At 66.7% G+C, this 16,801-nt stretch carries 12 protein-coding genes; 8 read left to right on the top strand and 4 right to left on the bottom strand.

The features are described 5' to 3' along the window. The first annotated feature begins 44 nt into the window (after positions 1 to 44). The 5 genes from tcuA to ASF43_RS12580 all read left to right on the top strand — a co-directional run bounded on the left by tcuA (position 45) and on the right by ASF43_RS12580 (position 5,510). Positions 45 to 1,448: an FAD-dependent tricarballylate dehydrogenase TcuA gene (tcuA, locus tag ASF43_RS12600; protein WP_056181288.1), complete on the top strand. Its 1,404-nt coding sequence runs from the start codon at positions 45 to 47 to the stop codon at positions 1,446 to 1,448. Next, positions 1,435 to 2,619, top strand: a complete 1,185-nt coding sequence (gene tcuB, locus ASF43_RS12595) for a tricarballylate utilization 4Fe-4S protein TcuB (protein ID WP_056181285.1) — start codon at positions 1,435 to 1,437, stop codon at positions 2,617 to 2,619. The genes tcuA and tcuB overlap by 14 nt, the downstream gene beginning before the upstream one ends. Positions 2,620 to 2,640: 21 nt before the next feature. Continuing rightward, the gene (locus tag ASF43_RS12590) at positions 2,641 to 3,618 is read left to right on the top strand and encodes a tripartite tricarboxylate transporter substrate binding protein (protein ID WP_056181283.1); all 978 of its coding nucleotides are present in this window, start codon (positions 2,641 to 2,643) and stop codon (positions 3,616 to 3,618) included. A gap of 133 nt (positions 3,619 to 3,751) precedes the next feature. Continuing rightward, on the top strand, positions 3,752 to 4,879 hold the full coding sequence (locus tag ASF43_RS12585) for an MFS transporter (protein ID WP_082497907.1): 1,128 nt from the start codon (positions 3,752 to 3,754) through the stop codon (positions 4,877 to 4,879). A gap of 73 nt (positions 4,880 to 4,952) precedes the next feature. Further along, a complete protein-coding gene (locus ASF43_RS12580; RefSeq protein ID WP_056181278.1) occupies positions 4,953 to 5,510 on the top strand; it encodes a DUF1439 domain-containing protein in 558 nt (185 codons plus the stop codon). A 113-nt stretch (positions 5,511 to 5,623) separates the two neighbouring features. On the opposite strand, the gene lpdA is transcribed toward ASF43_RS12580, so the two are convergent. The 4 genes from lpdA to aceE are packed head-to-tail and all read right to left on the bottom strand — an operon-like array spanning position 5,624 to position 12,495. Further along, the gene (lpdA, locus tag ASF43_RS12575; protein ID WP_056181275.1) at positions 5,624 to 7,441 is read right to left on the bottom strand and encodes a dihydrolipoyl dehydrogenase; all 1,818 of its coding nucleotides are present in this window, start codon (positions 7,439 to 7,441) and stop codon (positions 5,624 to 5,626) included. A 39-nt stretch (positions 7,442 to 7,480) separates the two neighbouring features. Continuing rightward, positions 7,481 to 8,065 carry a hypothetical protein gene (locus ASF43_RS12570; RefSeq protein ID WP_056181270.1) on the bottom strand — a complete coding sequence of 195 codons (585 nt, stop codon included), beginning with the start codon at positions 8,063 to 8,065 and terminating at the stop codon, positions 7,481 to 7,483. 4 nt (positions 8,066 to 8,069) lie between these two features. Beyond that, complete coding sequence (gene aceF / locus ASF43_RS12565; protein WP_056181267.1) at positions 8,070 to 9,740, bottom strand: dihydrolipoyllysine-residue acetyltransferase; 1,671 nt, start codon at positions 9,738 to 9,740, stop codon at positions 8,070 to 8,072. Positions 9,741 to 9,771: 31 nt separating this feature from the next. Next, entirely contained in the window at positions 9,772 to 12,495 is a 2,724-nt protein-coding gene (gene aceE, locus ASF43_RS12560) for a pyruvate dehydrogenase (acetyl-transferring), homodimeric type (protein ID WP_056181264.1), read from the bottom strand. A 197-nt stretch (positions 12,496 to 12,692) separates the two neighbouring features. Between aceE and ASF43_RS12555 the strand changes: the two genes are divergently transcribed. The 3 genes from ASF43_RS12555 (at position 12,693) to folD (ending at position 16,793) form a co-directional block, all read left to right on the top strand. Further along, a complete protein-coding gene (locus ASF43_RS12555; protein ID WP_156373296.1) occupies positions 12,693 to 15,251 on the top strand; it encodes a PAS domain-containing sensor histidine kinase in 2,559 nt (852 codons plus the stop codon). Next, positions 15,248 to 15,874, top strand: a complete 627-nt coding sequence (locus ASF43_RS12550) for a response regulator transcription factor (protein ID WP_056181258.1) — start codon at positions 15,248 to 15,250, stop codon at positions 15,872 to 15,874. The genes ASF43_RS12555 and ASF43_RS12550 overlap by 4 nt, the downstream gene beginning before the upstream one ends. A 64-nt stretch (positions 15,875 to 15,938) precedes the next feature. Next, entirely contained in the window at positions 15,939 to 16,793 is an 855-nt protein-coding gene (folD, locus tag ASF43_RS12545) for a bifunctional methylenetetrahydrofolate dehydrogenase/methenyltetrahydrofolate cyclohydrolase FolD (protein ID WP_056183342.1), read from the top strand. Positions 16,794 to 16,801: the final 8 nt, after the last annotated feature.

Genomic DNA, 16,801 nt, shown 5'->3' with positions numbered 1-16,801 from the left:
GCTCGCGTCCCTAGAGTCGCGGCACCCCACAAGGAGACTCCGAAGTGATCGATGTCCTGGTCATCGGCGGCGGCAATGCCGCGCTGTGCGCCGCGCTGATGGCGCGCGAAGCCGGCGCCAGCGTGCTGCTGCTGGAAGCCGCCCCCCGCCCCTGGCGCGGCGGCAATTCCGCCCATACCCGCAACCTGCGCTGCATGCACGACGCCCCGCAGGACGTGCTGGTCGAGGCCTATCCCGAAGAAGAGTTCTGGCAGGACCTGCTGAAGGTGACCGGCGGCCTGACCAACGAGGCGCTGGCGCGGCTGGTGATCCGTGCATCGTCGGGCTGCCGGCCCTGGATGCGCAGCCACGGCGTGCACTTTCAGCCGCCGCTGTCGGGCGCGCTGCATGTGGCGCGCACCAATGCGTTCTTCATGGGCGGCGGCAAGGCGCTGGTGAACGCCTACTACCGCAGTGCCGAGCGGCTGGGCGTGCAGGTGCGCTACGACGCACCGGTGGACCGCATCGAGGTCGAGGACGGCCGCTTCATCGCCGCGCACTGCCGGGGTGAGCGCATCACGGCGCGGGCCTGCGTGCTGGCGGCCGGCGGCTTCGAATCGAACCGCGACTGGCTGCGCGAGGCCTGGGGCCAGAACGCGCGCGGCGAATGGCCGTCGGACAACTTCCTGATCCGCGGCACGCGCTTCAACCAGGGCGTGCTGCTGCGGCACCTGCTGGAGGACCACGGCGCCGAGCGCATTGGCGACGCCACGCAGGCCCACATGGTGGCCATCGACGCGCGCGCGCCGCTGTACGACGGCGGCATCTGCACGCGCATCGACTGCGTGTCGCTGGGCGTCGTGGTGAACCGCGACGGTGAACGCTTCTACGACGAGGGCGAGGACTTCTGGCCCAAGCGCTACGCGATCTGGGGGCGACTGGTGGCGCAGCAGCCGGGGCAGGTCGGCTTCTCCATCATCGACAGCCAGGCCATCGGGCGCTTCATGCCGCCGGTGTTTCCCGGCGTGCGAGCCGACAGCCTGCCCGAACTGGCGCAGCAACTCGGCCTGCCCGTGCCAGCCTTCATGCAGACGCTGGACGCCTACAACGCCGCCTGCCGCGTCGGCACGTTCGACCACACCGCGCTGGACGATTGCCACACTGAAGGCGTGCAGCCGGCCAAGACGCACTGGGCGCGGCCCATCGTGAAGCCGCCGTTCTACGGCTACGCGCTCAAGCCCGGCGTGACCTTCACCTACCTGGGCCTGCTGACCGACGAGACCGCGGCCGTGCGCTTTGCCGGTGCGCCCAGCGAGAACCTGTTCGTGGCCGGCGAAATGATGGCCGGCAACGTGCTGGGCAAGGGCTACACGGCGGGCGTGGGCATGTCCATCGGCACGGCCTTCGGCCGCATTGCCGGAACGAACGCGGCCAAGTCCGCCTTGGGAGCACAGCATGCAGGCGCTTGAAGCCCTGGTCCGCGATGCCAGCGCGCTGGCCGACGGCGAGATCGTGTTGAGCCCGCCCGAGACCGAGGTGGCACGCCAGATGCAGATCTGTAATGCCTGCCGCTACTGCGAGGGCTTCTGCGCGGTCTTTCCGGCCATGACGCGGCGGCTGGAGTTCGGCAAGGCCGACATCCACTTCCTGGCCAACCTGTGCCACAACTGCGGCGCCTGCCTGCACGCCTGCCAGTACGCGCCGCCGCACGCGTTCGCCGTGAACGTGCCGCAGGCCATGGCCCAGGTGCGCGGGCAGACCTATGCCGACTACGCCTGGCCAAGGGCACTGGGCGCGCTGTACCAGCGCAACGGGCTCACGCTGGCCCTGGCGCTGGCGGGTGGCCTGGCGCTGTTCCTGGTGCTGGCCGTGGTGCTGCAGGGCCAGGGGCTTGCCGCACTGTGGCGCACGTCGCCCACCGGCGGCTTCTATGCGATCTTTCCGCACAACCTGCTGGTCGGCCTGTTCGCGCCGGTGTTCCTCTTCGCCACGCTGGCGCTGGCGCTGGGCGTACGCCGCTTCTGGCGCGAGGTGCTGCCTGCCACCAGCGGCGCGGCGCTGACACCGCCGGCCACGGCCGAGGCGGCCGACGCCGTGTTGCGCCTCAAGTACCTGGACGGCGGCCACGGCGAGGGTTGCCACAACGAGGACGACGCCCACACGCTGGCACGCAGGCGCATGCATCACCTCACGTTCTACGGCTTCATGCTGTGCTTTGCAGCCACCAGTGTGGCCACGCTCTACCACTACGCCTTCGGCTGGGTGGCGCCCTACGAACTGCCCAGCCTGCCCAAGCTGCTGGGCGTGGTGGGCGGCATCAGCCTGATGGTGGGCACGGCCGGGCTGTGGCGGCTGAACCTGCGACGCCACCCTGAGCATGGCGATGCGGCACAGAAGCCCATGGACCGCGGCTTCATCGCGCTGCTGTTCTTGACCAGCGCCAGCGGCCTGGCGCTGTGGCTGGCGCGCGGCACGCCGGCCCTGGCGCTGGCACTGTGCCTGCACCTGGGCGCCGTGATGGCGCTGTTCGCCACCCTGCCCTACGGCAAATTCGCCCACGGCATCTTCCGCACGGCCGCGCTGCTGCGCCATGCAGTAGAGAAACGCCAGCCCAACCCCATCGGCTTGGGCAGCGACTGATTCAACACCAAGGAGCCCACGATGAACAAAAGACACATGCTGCGCGCCACCGCGCTGGCCGGCGCCACGCTGCTGCTGTGCGGCATCCCGCAGGCGCAGGACTTTCCGCCCAAGAAGCCGGTCACGCTGGTCGTCGGCTTCGCGGCTGGCGGCGCTGCGGACGCGGCCGCGCGGCTGATCGCCAAGAAGCTGGGCGATAACATCGGCCAAGCGGTCGTGGTGGACAACAAGGGCGGCGCGGGCGGCAACATCGCCCACCAGTTCGTGGCCAACGCCGCAGCCGACGGCTCGGTGCTGTTGTTCGGCTCCATCGGCCCGTTGACGATTGCGCCGCACCTCATGAAGCTGCCGTACGACCCGTTCAAGGACCTCGCCGCGATCTCGGGCGGCGTGAACTTTCCGAACGTGCTGGTCGCCCACAAGGGCCTGGGCGTGAAGAACCTCGCCGAGTTCGTGGCCTTGGCGAAGAAGAAGCCCGACGCGGTGGACTTCGCCTCCACCGGTGCCGGGTCGGCATCGCACCTGGCGGGCGAGCTCTTCAACCAGCGCGCCGGGGTGGAGATGGTGCATGTGCCCTACAAGGGCGGCGCACCAGCGCTGCAAGATTTGCTGGGCGAACGCATTGCCTCCTACTTTTCGGCACCGCCCACTGCCTTGCCGCACGTGGAGAGCGGCCGCCTGGTGCCGCTGGCCACGACCGGGCTGGCGCGGCCGGCCTACATGCCGAGCATTCCCACGGTGGCCGAGTCTGGCTACCCTGGCTTCGAGGCCTTGAACTGGTACGCCTTCGTGGCACCCGGCAAGACGCCCGCGCCGCTGCTGGAACGCTGGAACCTGGAGATCGTGAAGGTACTGCACGATCCGGGCGTGAAGGACGCGCTGGAGAAGCACGGCCTGACGCCGCAACCGACCACGCGAGCCGAGCTGACGGCGTTCATGAAGCAGGAAGACGCGAAGTGGAGCGCCATCGTGCGCGAGCGCAAGATCAGCGCCAATTAGTCCGTCATCGATACTGCACGGCTTGCCGCTACAAACCGCTGTGCCTTCGACGCCCACCACCGATTCCCAGCCGCCCACACCTGCTTGCTCCAGCGCCATCCCCGGCGGCGTGTGGGCGCTGGGCTTCGTCTCCATGCTCATGGACATCTCCTCCGAGATGATCCATGCGCTGCTGCCGCTGTACATGGTGACGGTGCTGGGCACCTCGGTGCTGGCCGTGGGGCTGATCGAAGGCATCGCCGAGGCCACGGCCTCGATTACCAAGGTGTTCTCGGGCGCGCTGAGCGACCGGCTCGGCAAGCGCAAGCTGCTGGCCGTGGTGGGCTACGGCCTGGGCGCGCTGACCAAGCCGGTGTTCCCGCTGGCGCCCGCGCTGGAATGGCTGGTGGGCGCGCGCTTCGTCGACCGCGTGGGCAAGGGCATCCGCGGTGCGCCGCGCGATGCGCTGGTGGCCGACATCGCGCCCGCGCACCTGCGCGGCGCCGCCTTTGGCCTGCGCCAGACGCTGGACACCATCGGCGCTTTCACAGGCCCGCTGCTGGCCATGGGCCTGATGTGGTGGACGGCGAACAACTTCCAGACCGTGTTCTGGGTCGCCGTGGTGCCGGCCTTCCTGGCCGTGGCGGTACTGGTGTTCGCGGTGCGCGAGCCCAAGGTGGTCGCGCCACGCCAGGTGCGCGCGCCGCTCAGTCGCAGCGAGCTGGCCCGGCTGGGCACGCCCTACTGGTGGGTGGTGGGTGTGGCCACGGTGTTCACGCTCGCGCGCTTCAGCGAGGCCTTCCTGATCCTGCGCGCGGAGTCCGTCGGCCTGCCGCTCATGTGGGCACCCGCCGTGCTGGTGGTGATGGGTGTGGCCTATGCGCTGTCGGCCTATCCGGCCGGCGCGCTGTCCGACCGCGTGAGCCGCACGGCCGTGCTGAGTGCCGGGCTGGTGCTGCTGGTCGCTGCCGATCTGGTGCTGGCGTTTGCTGGCGACGCCTGGGGCCTGGCGTTGGGCGTGGCGCTGTGGGGGCTGCACATGGGTTTCACGCAGGGCCTGTTCAACGCCATGATCGCCGACCACGCACCGGCCGAACTGCGCGGCACGGCCTTCGGCATGTTCAACCTGTTGACGGGCGTGGCGCTGCTGCTGGCCAGCGTGATCGCCGGGGCGCTGTGGGACGCGGTGGGCCACCAAGGCACCTTTCTGGCAGGCGCGGGGTTCGCGGTGCTGACTTTGATCGGACTGGCGGCCGTGCGCTGGCGTCTGCGCGCGGCCTGAGCGCAAGACCGCAGGCCCGGCCGGGGTTTGACGCGCCGCCCCACAATGGCGGGCTGCCTCTTCGCAACGCCGCATGTCCGCCCTCTCACGCCGCCATCTGTCACTTGCCTTGCTCGGTGCCGCACTGCCGCTGCGCGCGCTGGCCGGCTTCAATTTCTGGACCAGCGAGTACACAGCCAGCCATGCGGAGCTGCAGGCGCTCGTCACCAAGCAGTTCCCGCTGGCGCAGCGCTACGCCGAAATCTTCACGGTGGCGCTGCGCGACCCGCAGCTGGGCCTGAATGCCGCAGCCAACCGCGCGGCCATCACGGCCCAGCTATCGATCACCAGCCCGCTGCTGGCGGCCGGCGTGGTCGATGGGGTGGTGGCGCTCAGCAGCGCGCTGCGCTACGACCCGGCGACGCGGGCCCTGCAGCTGGACCAGCCCAAGGCCGAGCGGCTGACGCTGCAGGGTGTGACCGGCAGCAATGCCGAACGCCTGCAGCGCATCGGCGGGCTGGTCGCGCAAGAACTGCTGCAGGGCCGGGCGCTGCGCACCTTCACGAAGGAGGAGCTGACCGTGGGTTTGAAGACCTACGAGATCGGCGCCATCACGGTGCTGGCCGATGGGATCAAGGTCGAGTTGAAGTAGTCGACTTCACGCCAGTTCCGCGACAGCGATCGTGATCGGCTCGACTTCATCAAAACAAAAGCCCGGACCGTTGCCAGTCCGGGCCCTTTCAGCAATGGCCAGCTTGACGGTGCTTACTTCCGCGCAGGCGGCAAGTCCGTACACGTCCCATGCGCCACCTCGGCCGCCATGCCGATGCTCTCGCCCAGCGTGGGGTGCGGGTGGATGGTCTTGCCGATGTCGATCTCGTCGGCGCCCATCTCGATGGCCAGGGCCACCTCGCCGATCATGTCGCCGGCATGCGTGCCGACGATGCCGCCGCCCAGGATGCGGTGCGTCTCGGCGTCGAACAGCAGCTTGGTGAAGCCTTCGTCGCGGCCATTGGCAATCGCCCGGCCCGAAGCCGACCACGGGAAGTGGCCCTTCTTGACCTTGATGCCTTCGGCCTTGGCCTGGTCTTCCGTGAGGCCGACCCAGGCCACCTCGGGGTCGGTGTAGGCCACGCTGGGGATCACGCGCGCGTTGAACGCGGCGCTGGCCAGTTCCTTGTCGCCCTTTTGCTCACCGGCGATGACCTCGGCGGCCACATGCGCCTCGTGCACCGCCTTGTGCGCCAGCATGGGCTGGCCCACGATGTCGCCGATGGCGAAGATGTGCGGCACGTTGGTGCGCATCTGGATGTCGACGTTGATGAAGCCGCGGTCGGTCACGGCCACGCCGGCCTTGTCGGCGCCGATCTTCTTGCCGTTGGGGCTGCGGCCCACGGCCTGCAGCACCAGGTCGTAGACCTGCGGCTCCTTGGGCGCGTTGGCGCCTTCGAACATGACCTTGATGCCGTCCTTGGTCGCTTCGGCGCCGACAGTCTTCGTGCTGGTCATGATGTTGTCGAAGCGCGGCGCGTTCATCTTCTGCCAGACCTTGACCAGGTCGCGGTCGGCGCCTTGCATCAGGCCGTCCAGCATCTCCACCACGTCCAGCCGCGCGCCGAGCGTGGAATACACCGTGCCCATTTCCAGGCCGATGATTCCGCCGCCCAGCACCAGCATGCGCTTGGGGTCGGTCCCCATCGCCAGCGCGCCCGTGGAGTCGACCACGCGCGGGTCGTCCTTGGGCATGAAGGGCAGGCTCACCGACTGCGAACCGGCCGCGATGATGCAATTGCGGAACTTGATGACCTGCTTCTTGCCGGTCGTGTCCCAGCTCGTGCCGGAGGTCTCGTCCACTTCCAGGTGGTAGGCATCCAGGAAGGTGCCGACGCCGCGCACGGTGGTTACCTTGCGCATCTTGGCCATGGCGGTCAGGCCGCCGGTGAGCTTGCCCACCACCTTGTTCTTGTGCGCGAGCAGCTTGGCGCGGTCGACCTTGGGCGGGGCGAACTCCACGCCCAGGTCGGCGAAGTGCTTGACCTCGTCCATCACCGCGGCCACGTGCAGCAAGGCCTTGGAGGGGATGCAGCCCACGTTCAGGCAGACGCCGCCCAGCGTGGCGTAGCGCTCGACCAGCACGGTCTTGAGGCCCAGGTCGGCCGCGCGGAAGGCGGCGGAATAGCCGCCGGGGCCGGCGCCGAGCACCAGCACGTCGCATTCCAGGTCTGCCGTGCCCTTGAAGCTGCCGGCGGCTTGAGGTGCGGGTGCGGGAGCCGCGGGTGCCGGTGCGGGTGCAGGTGCCTTGGCAGGCGCAGTCGCAGGGGCAGGTGCTGCCGCGGCAGCCTCGCCGGCCGCCTCCACCACCATGATGACCGAGCCTTCCTTGACCTTGTCGCCCACGGCGACCTTGAGCTCGACGACCTTGCCGCCCGTGCTCGACGGGATCTCCATCGAGGCCTTGTCGCTCTCGACCGTGATCAGCGACTGCTCGGTCTTGACCGTGTCGCCGACCTTGACCAGCACTTCGATCACCGCGACTTCGTCGAAGTCGCCAATGTCCGGAACCTTGATTTCCACATTTGCCATTTGTTTCTCCATGGGCCGCCCGTTCGTCCGGGCCGCTTTCTATGTCTTCAACTTGACCGTGAACACCTCGGCCGGGCCGGCCGAGTTCTTGTCGAATTCGCAGCCGGTCTCCACGCCGATCAGCGCCAGTTCACGCGCGGTCTTCACGCGGCCCGAGGACGCGTGCATCGCGCCGAGTGCGAAGCTGCGGCCCGAGCCGATGCCCCAGAACTCCTTGAACTCGAACACCTCGCGGTAGCTGTACAGGCCGTAGATGCCGCTGGCATTGGCCATGACCACGCTGAACTGGCTGGACTCGTAGGGGTCGCTGTCGTCTTCCTTGGTCTGCAGAAAGAATTTCTCTTTCAGGATCGGGTGCAGCCGCGTGAAGGTCTCGAACACTTCGTCCTTGCTCGACAGGCGCAGCTCCTCGGGCGGCAGGCCGGTGAGGGCCTTGCGCAGCACGGGGAAGTGCGCCACCGTGCCGGCCATGCCCACGTAGGTGGGGCCGGCCGGCGTGTCGACCTTGAAGATCTTGCTGTTGTCCTCGAAGCGGTGCGTCAGACGCGTGTCGCCAAAGGTCACCAGCGTGTCGGCCGCGATGGCGACCTGACCGGCCTTCTTCACGACAACGACGGTCGTCATGCGATCAGAGCATCACGCGCCGGAAGTCACCGAGCACCTGGCCCAGGTAGGCGTTGAAGCGCGCAGCGGCCGCGCCGTCGATCACGCGGTGGTCCCACGACAACGACAGCGGCAGCATCAGACGCGGCTGAAACGCCTTGCCGTCCCACTTGGGCTCGATGGTGCTCTTGCAGACGCCCAGGATCGCGACTTCGGGCGCGTTGATGATGGGCGTGAAGTAGCGCCCGCCGATGCCGCCCAGCGAGCTGATCGTGAAGCAGGCGCCGCTCATGTCGGCCGGGCCCAGCTTGCCGTCGCGTGCCTTCTTGGCCAGCTCGTTCATCTCGGTGCTGATCTGCAGCACGCCCTTCTTGTCGGCGTCCTTGATCACGGGCACGACCAGGCCATTCGGCGTGTCGGCCGCAAAACCGATGTGGAAGTACTTCTTGAGCACCAGTTCCTCGCCGTCCAGCGAAGCGTTGAACTCGGGGAACTTCTTGAGCGCGGCGACGGATGCCTTGATCAGGAAGGCCAGCATCGTGACCTTGACGCCCGACTTCTCGTTCTCCTTGTTGGTGGAGACGCGGAAGGCTTCCAGGTCGGTGATGTCGGCGTCGTCATGGTTGGTGACGTGCGGGATGACGACCCAGTTGCGGTGCAGGTTGGCGCCGCTGATCTTCTTGATCCGGCCCATCGGCTTGCGCTCGATCTCGCCGAACTTCGTGAAGTCGACTTTGGGCCACGGGATCAGGCCCAGTCCCGCGCCGTCGCCACCACCGCCGCCGCCGCCGGACGGGGCCTTGGCAGCCTGGGCCTTGGTCTGCACAGCACCGCTCATGACGGACTTGGTGAACGCCTGGACGTCGTCCTGCGTGATGCGGCCCTTGGGGCCGGAGCCCTTGACCTCAGCCAGCGGCACGCCGAGTTCGCGGGCGAACTTGCGCACCGAGGGCGATGCGTGCGGCATGGCGCCCGTGGGGGCCGTGGTCGGGTTGTGGGCGGCAGCGGGTGCGGGCGCTGCGGCAGCCGGCGCGGCGGCAGGTGCCTCGCTCCTGGCGGCCGGTGCGGGGGCGGCAGCCGCAGGGGCCGCGGCCGGCGCGGCGGCAGGTGCGCCGCCTGCGCTCTCGACCGTGCCCAGCAGATCGCCGATGTTGACGGTGTCGCCGACCTTGACCTTGAGTTCCTTTAGCACGCCAGCGGCGGACGAAGGGATCTCCATCGACGCCTTGTCCGATTCGACGGTGATCAGCGACTGCTCCAGCTTGATGCTGTCGCCGGGCTTGACCATGACTTCGATGACGGCCACGTCCTTGAAGTCGCCGATGTCCGGGATGCGGACTTCGACCACGCCGCCGCCCTGCGCTGGCGCCTGGGCCGCGGCAGCCGGTGCCGCAGCCGCAGGCGCCGGGGCTGGGGCCGCAGCAGGCGCTGGGGCAGGCGCCGGTGCGGCGGCATCACCCGCAGCTTCCAGCACCAGGACCAGCGAGCCCTGCTTGACCTTGTCGTCGATCTTGACCTTGATCTCCTTGACCACGCCGGCGGCGCTGGATGGGATCTCCATCGAGGCCTTGTCCGATTCGACGGTGATCAGCGATTGCTCGGCCTTGACCGTGTCGCCCACTTTCACCATCACTTCGATGACCGTCACTTCATCGAAATCCCCGATGTCGGGGACTTGCACTTCCACCAATGCCATGTTGTTCGTCTCGCTCGTTGTGGTTGTGGGGTCAGGCGTACAGCGGGTTGACCTTGTCGGTCTTGATGCCGTATTTCTTGATGGCCTCGGCCACCTTGGCCACAGGCACGGTGCCGTCTTCGCTCAAGGCCTTGAGTGCCGCCACGACGATGTAATGGCGGTTGATCTCGAAGTGCTCGCGCAGCTTGCTGCGGAAGTCGCTCCGGCCGAAGCCGTCGGTGCCCAGCACCTTGTAGTTGCGGCCCTTGGGCATGAACAGACGGATCTGCTCGGCGTAGGACTTCATGTAGTCGGTGGACGCGACCACGGGGCCGGTCGAGGCCGCCAGCTGCTGGCCCACGAAGGGCACGCGCGGCGTTTCCGTTGGGTGCAGCAGGTTCCAGCGGTCGGCGTCCTGGCCGTCCCGTGCCAGTTCGTTGAAGCTCGGGCAGCTCCAGACGGAAGCAGACACGCCCCAGTCCTTTTCCAGCAGCTCTTGCGCAAAGAAGCTTTCACGCAGGATGGTGCCGCTGCCCAGCAGTTGGACGGTGGGCGCCTTGGCGTCCAGGGCAGGGCCCTGCTTGGCCAGGTACATGCCCTTGATGATCTGCTCTTCGGTGCCGGGCTGCAGGCCGGGCATGGGGTAGTTTTCGTTCAGCAGCGTGATGTAGTAGTAGACGTTTTCCTGGCGCTCGACCATGCGCTTGAGGCCATGGTGCAGGATCACGCCGACTTCATGCGCGAAGGTCGGGTCGTAGCTGACGCAGTTGGGAATCGTGCCGGCCAGGATGTGGCTGTGGCCGTCTTCGTGCTGCAGACCTTCACCGTTCAGCGTGGTGCGGCCCGAGGTGCCGCCCAGCAGGAAGCCGCGTGCCTGCATGTCGCCGGCCGCCCAGGCCAGGTCGCCGATGCGCTGGAAGCCGAACATCGAGTAGTACACGTAGAACGGCACCATGATGCGGTTGTTGGTGCTGTAGCTGGTGGCCGCAGCGATCCAGCTGGCCATGCCGCCGGCTTCGTTGATGCCTTCCTGCAGGATCTGGCCGGCCTTGTCTTCCTTGTAGTACATGACCTGGTCCTTGTCGACCGGGGTGTACTGCTGGCCTGCGGGGTTGTAGATGCCGATCTGGCGGAACAGGCCTTCCATGCCGAAGGTGCGGGCTTCATCCACCAGGATGGGCACCACGCGCGGGCCCAGGGCCTGGTCGCGCAGCAGTTGCGTGAGGAAGCGCACGTAAGCCTGCGTGGTGGAGATCTCGCGGCCTTCGGCCGAGGGCTCGATCACCGACTTGAAGGTTTCCAGCGGCGGAACCGTGAAACTTTCATCGGCCTTGGTCCGGCGGTGCGGCAGGTAACCGCCCAGGGCCTTGCGGCGCTCGTGCAGATACTTCATCTCGGGGGTGTCGTCGGCCGGCTTGTAGAACGGCAGCTCGGCCAGCTGGCTGTCGGGCACCGGGATGTTGAAGCGATCGCGGAAGGCCTTGATGTCCTCATCGGCCAGCTTCTTGGTCTGGTGGACATTGTTCTTGCCCTCACCGACCTTGCCCATGCCGAAGCCCTTGACGGTCTTGACCAGCAGCACGGTGGGCTGGTTCTGGTGGTTCTGCGCGGCGTGGAACGCGGCGTAGACCTTCTGCGAATCGTGGCCGCCGCGCTGCAGCGCCCAGATCTCGTCGTCACTCATGTTCTCGACCATCTTGGCGGTGCGCGGGTCACGGCCGAAGAAGTTCTTGCGGACGTAGGCGCCGTCGTTGGCCTTCATGGCCTGGTAGTCGCCGTCGTTCGTGTTCATCATCAGTTCGCGCAGCGCGCCGTCGTGGTCCTTGGCCAGGAGCGCGTCCCAACCCTTGCCCCAGATCAGCTTGATGACGTTCCAGCCGGAACCGCGGAACTCGCCTTCGAGCTCCTGGATGATCTTGCCGTTGCCGCGCACCGGGCCGTCCAGGCGCTGCAGGTTGCAGTTGATGACGAAGACCAGGTTGTCGAGCTTCTCGCGTGCGGCCAAGCCGATGGCGCCCAGCGATTCGACTTCGTCCATTTCGCCGTCGCCACAGAACACCCAGACCTTGCGGTTGGCCGTGTCGGCGATGCCGCGGGCGTGCAGGTATTTCAGGAAGCGGGCCTGGTAGATGGCCATCAGCGGGCCCAGGCCCATGGACACGGTGGGGAACTGCCAGAACTCCGGCATCAGCTTGGGGTGCGGGTAGCTCGACAGGCCCTTGCCGTCGACTTCCTGGCGGAAGTTCAGCAATTGCTCTTCGGTCAGGCGGCCTTCGAGGTAGGCGCGGGCGTAGATGCCGGGCGAGACGTGGCCCTGGATGTACAGCAGGTCGCCGCCGTGCTTTTCGCTTTCGGCTTGCCAGAAGTGGTTGAAGCCGGCGCCGAACATGCTGGCCAGCGAGGCGAATGAGCCGATGTGGCCACCCAGGTCACCGCCTTCGGGCGGATGGTGGCGGTTCGCCTTGACCACCATGGCCATGGCATTCCAGCGCATGTAGGCACGCAGGCGCTGTTCGATCTCGAGGTTGCCGGGGCTGCGGGCTTCCTGGCTGGGCTCGATGGTGTTCACGTAGCCGGTGTTGGCCGAGAACGGCATGTCAACACTGCTCTGGCGCGCGTGTTCGAGCAGTTGCTCGAGGAGGAAGTGCGCACGCTCAGGACCATCGCTGGCGATGACCGCGGACAGCGCGTCCATCCATTCACGGGTCTCTTGGTGGTCCGTGTCCTTCGCGTCGTTCGCGGCGGCGCCAGACAGGTTCTGGGGTTGGGCTGACATGCGGTCTCCTTGGATTGATCAGCGGTATTTTGATACGGGTTTTTTGACCGTCCGGGAGTTTCCCATAAATGTTTCGATTTTCAAATAGCAATTTACAACTCCGCATTATGAAAATATGAACGGGGAATGCGTGAACAAATCCCGCATGGAATGGCAACGCCGGCAACTGCTGCAAACCCTCACATACACTGCCGCCCATGAGGCCGCCCGCCCCTTCCAATACCGCACCGAACAGCTCTGGCGCCAGCCGCCTGGCCGGGCGTTGGCGCGTTTGGTGGCGGCGCCAGGCGCCGCATCGCCAGGACCGATTTGCTGCACTGGCGCCGTTGGTCGCGGTGGTGCTGTTCCTGGCCGCGATCGCCTCGTCGTTCCTGTATCTGCGGCTGGAAGAAATGGACCGCGAACAGGAAGCCGTGAAGCGCGACGTGGAATACGCGCAGCAGCAGATCCGCCTGCGCCTTCTGGAGCGCCAGGAACAGCTGATGCGCGTTGCGCGGGATGCCGGCAATGAGGAGATCGACGTCGAGGAGTTTGTCAGCCGCTCGCAGTCGCTGATCGCGCAATACCCGGAGCTGCAGGCCGTCACCTGGATCGACGAACGCCGCCGTATCAAGACCAGCTACGCCACGCCCAGCCTGCACACGCCTTTGATGCGCCTGGTCGACGACGTGCTGCTGCCCGGCGAGACCGAAACCAATTTCAGCCTGGCGCGCGACCTGCACCAGCCCGTCTATGGTCAGCCGCTGGGCAGCAACGATGCGACACCGCTGCTGCAGCTGCACATCCCGCTAACGGACCGCGGCCGCTTCTCGGGCGTGGTGCTGGCCGAGTACGCGCCGGACGGGCTGCTACGCCACGGCGTTCCGGCTGAGGTGTTGAACAAATACGCCGTGGCCTTACTCGCCGCGAATGGGCGCGTCCTGGCAGGCAATGCCGTGCCACAGGCCCCGGCGGGCACGCGGCTGTTGCCCTGGTCCAGCCAGGCCGAGTATTACGAAGTGCCGGTGTCGCCGGTCGGCAACGGGCTGATGTTGCGTGCGCAGGCCTACCGCACCTCGCAGGGCCTGGTCGGCACCGGCCTGTTCTGGCTGGTCGGCGCGCTGTCGGTGCTGACGGCTTGGATGCTGATAGGCAACTGGAGCCACACGCGTCGCCGTCAACAGGCGCAGCAGGCCCTGATTGCAGAGACCAACTTTCGCCGCGCAATGGAGAACTCCATGCTGACCGGCATGCGCGCGCTGGACATGCAGGGCCGCATCACCTATGTGAACGCAGCCTTTTGCCAGATGACAGGCTGGAGCGAGAACGAACTCGTGGGCCGCACCGCGCCGTTTCCCTACTGGCCCGAGGAAGACCTGGAGTTCCTGATCGCCCGACTCGAAGACGAATTGAACGGGCGCAGCACGCCTTCGGGCTTCCAGGTGCGCGTGAAGCGGCGCGACGGCTCGTTGTTCGACGCACGGCTGTACGTCTCGCCGCTCATCGATGCCGTGGGCAAGCAGACCGGCTGGATGACATCGATGACCGACATCACGGAGCCCAACCGCATCCGCGAGCAGCTCTCTGCGTCGTACGAGCGCTTCACCACCGTGCTCGAGGCCCTGGATGCCGCGGTCTCGGTGGCGCCGCTCGGCAGCCCGGAATTGCTGTTCGCCAACAAGCTGTACCGCCTGTGGTTCGGCGCCCAGACGCGTGGCCACGAGATGCTGGTGGCACGCGCCGGCATGCCGCCCACACCGGCCGTGGAAGAAGGGCTGGACGATGTCGACGCCTTTGCCGGGCTGCCCACCGATTCGCTGACCACCGGGGAAACGGAAAGCGCGGAAATCCACGCCCCCGAACTCGGCAAGTGGCTGGAAGTGCGCGCGCGTTATTTGAGCTGGGTGGACGGCCGCTTGGTGCAGATGGTGATCGCCACCGACATCACGCCACGCCGCCTCGCCGAGGAACAGGCGGCGACGCAGGCCGAGCGCGCCCAGACCTCCAGCCGGCTGATCACGATGGGCGAGATGGCCTCCAGCGTGGCGCACGAATTGAACCAGCCGCTGGCCGCCATCAGCAACTACTGCAGTGGCATGGTCTCGCGCCTGCGGGGCAACGGCATTGCGCATGACGATCTGCTCGCAGCGCTCGAAAAGACCGCGCGCCAGGCGCAGCGCGCGGGGCAGATCATTCACCGCATCCAGTCGTTCGTGAAACGCAGCGAACCGAATCGCACGGTCTCAAACGTGCAGGACATCGTCCACGAATCAGTGGAACTGGCAGGCATCGAACTGAGGCGCCGCAACGTGCGGCTCAGCCATTACGTGGCGGCACGCCTGCCGCCCCTGATCGTCGACCCCATCCTGATCGAGCAGGTGCTGATCAACCTGCTGCGCAACGCGGCCGAAGCCATCGATTCCGCGCAGCGACCCCTGCAGCGTCGCAACATCGAGTTGCGCGTGCTACCCAAGCAGGTCGAGGATGCGCCGGGGATTGAGTTCGCCGTGACCGACACGGGCACCGGGCTGGCGCCTGAAGTCATGGAACATTTGTTCGAGGCGTTTTTCTCCACCAAGGCGCATGGCATGGGCATCGGGCTCAACCTGTGCCGCAGCATCGTCGAATCGCACTTGGGAAGAATGCAGGCAGAGAACATTTACAATGGCCCAGAGTGCATGGGATGCCGGTTTTCTTTCTGGATTCCGTTGGCAAAAGCGGCCAACACCCTGCCAAATCCAGCCAACACCAGCAAAAGCACCGGAGTACCCGCATGAGTTTGATTCCGAAAAAAGGTACTGTCTATGTCGTCGACGACGACGAAGCCGTGCGCGATTCGCTCCAGTGGTTGCTGGAAGGCAAGGACTATCGCGTGCGCTGTTTCGAGTCGGCCGAGTCGTTCCTGAGCCGGTTCGATGCGCGTGAGGTCGCCTGCCTGATCGTCGACATCCGCATGGGCGGCATGAGCGGCCTGGAGCTGCAGGACAAACTCATCGAGCGCAAGTCGCCCTTGCCCATCGTCTTCATCACCGGCCATGGCGACGTGCCGATGGCGGTGGACACGATGAAGAAGGGCGCGATGGACTTCATCCAGAAGCCGTTCAAGGAAGAAGAACTCGTGCAATTGGTCGAGCGCATGCTGGACCATGCCAAGGACGCTTTCACCGATTACCAGCAAGCCGCCAGCCGCGGCGCCTTGCTGTCCAAGCTGACGTCGCGCGAAACCCAGGTGCTCGAGCGCATCGTGGCCGGCCGGCTCAACAAGCAGATCGCCGACGACCTGGGCATCAGCATCAAGACGGTGGAGGCGCACCGCGCCAACATCATGGAAAAGCTGAATGCCAACACGGTCGCCGACCTGCTCAAGATCGCACTCGGCCAGCAGCCGGCCAAAGCCTGACCCACCCCGTACCCACCACGCCCGTCGACCCTCCGGTTGACGGGCGTTTCTCATGGAGAACGACATGACTGCACAACTCATCGACGGCAATGCCGTGGCCAAGCAATTGCGCGCCGAAGTGGCCGAGCGCACCCAGGCGCTGAAGGCGCGCGGCGTGACGCCCGGCCTGGCCGTCGTGCTGGTCGGCGAAGACCCTGCGAGCCAGGTCTATGTGGGCAAGAAGGTCGAAGCCTGCCAGCAGGCCGGACTGCACTCGGTGCTGGAGCGTTACGACGCGAGCCTGTCGGAGGCGGATTTGCTGGCGCGCGTGGCGGCGCTCAACGAGGACCCCAGCATCCACGGCATCCTGGTGCAGCTGCCGTTGCCCAGGCACATCGATGCGCAAAAAGTCATCGAGGCCATCGCCCCGGCCAAGGACGTGGACGGTTTCCATGTCGCCAGCGCCGGCGCGCTGATGACGGGCACGCCGGGCTTCTGGTCGTGCACGCCCTACGGCTGCATCAAGCTGCTGGAAAGCACGGGCATCGAGCTCAAGGGCAAGCATGCCGTCGTGATCGGCCGCAGCAACAACGTGGGCAAGCCCATGGCCTTGATGCTGCTGCAGAAGAACGCGACCGTGACCATCTGCCACAGCGCGACAGCCGACCTCGCAGCGTTCACGCGCCAGGCAGACGTCGTCGTCGCGGCCGTGGGCCGGCGCAACACGCTCACGGCCGACATGGTCAAGCCCGGTGCCGTGGTCATCGACGTGGGCATGAACCGCAACGACGAAGGCAAGCTGTGTGGCGATGTCGACTTCGCAGGTGTGCGCGAAGTCGCTGGCTGGATCACGCCGGTGCCGGGCGGCGTCGGCCCGATGACCGTGACCATGTTGCTGGTCAACACGCTGGAAGCCGCCGAGCGCATGGCGCAGCGCTGAGCGATTTC

Origin of the sequence: Pseudorhodoferax sp. Leaf267 (assembly GCF_001422405.1) — a bacterium.
Classification (GTDB): Bacteria; Pseudomonadota; Gammaproteobacteria; order Burkholderiales; family Burkholderiaceae_C; genus Pseudorhodoferax.
Note: the sequence above shows the minus strand (reverse complement) of the source record. Positions and strands in the feature narration are given on the sequence as shown.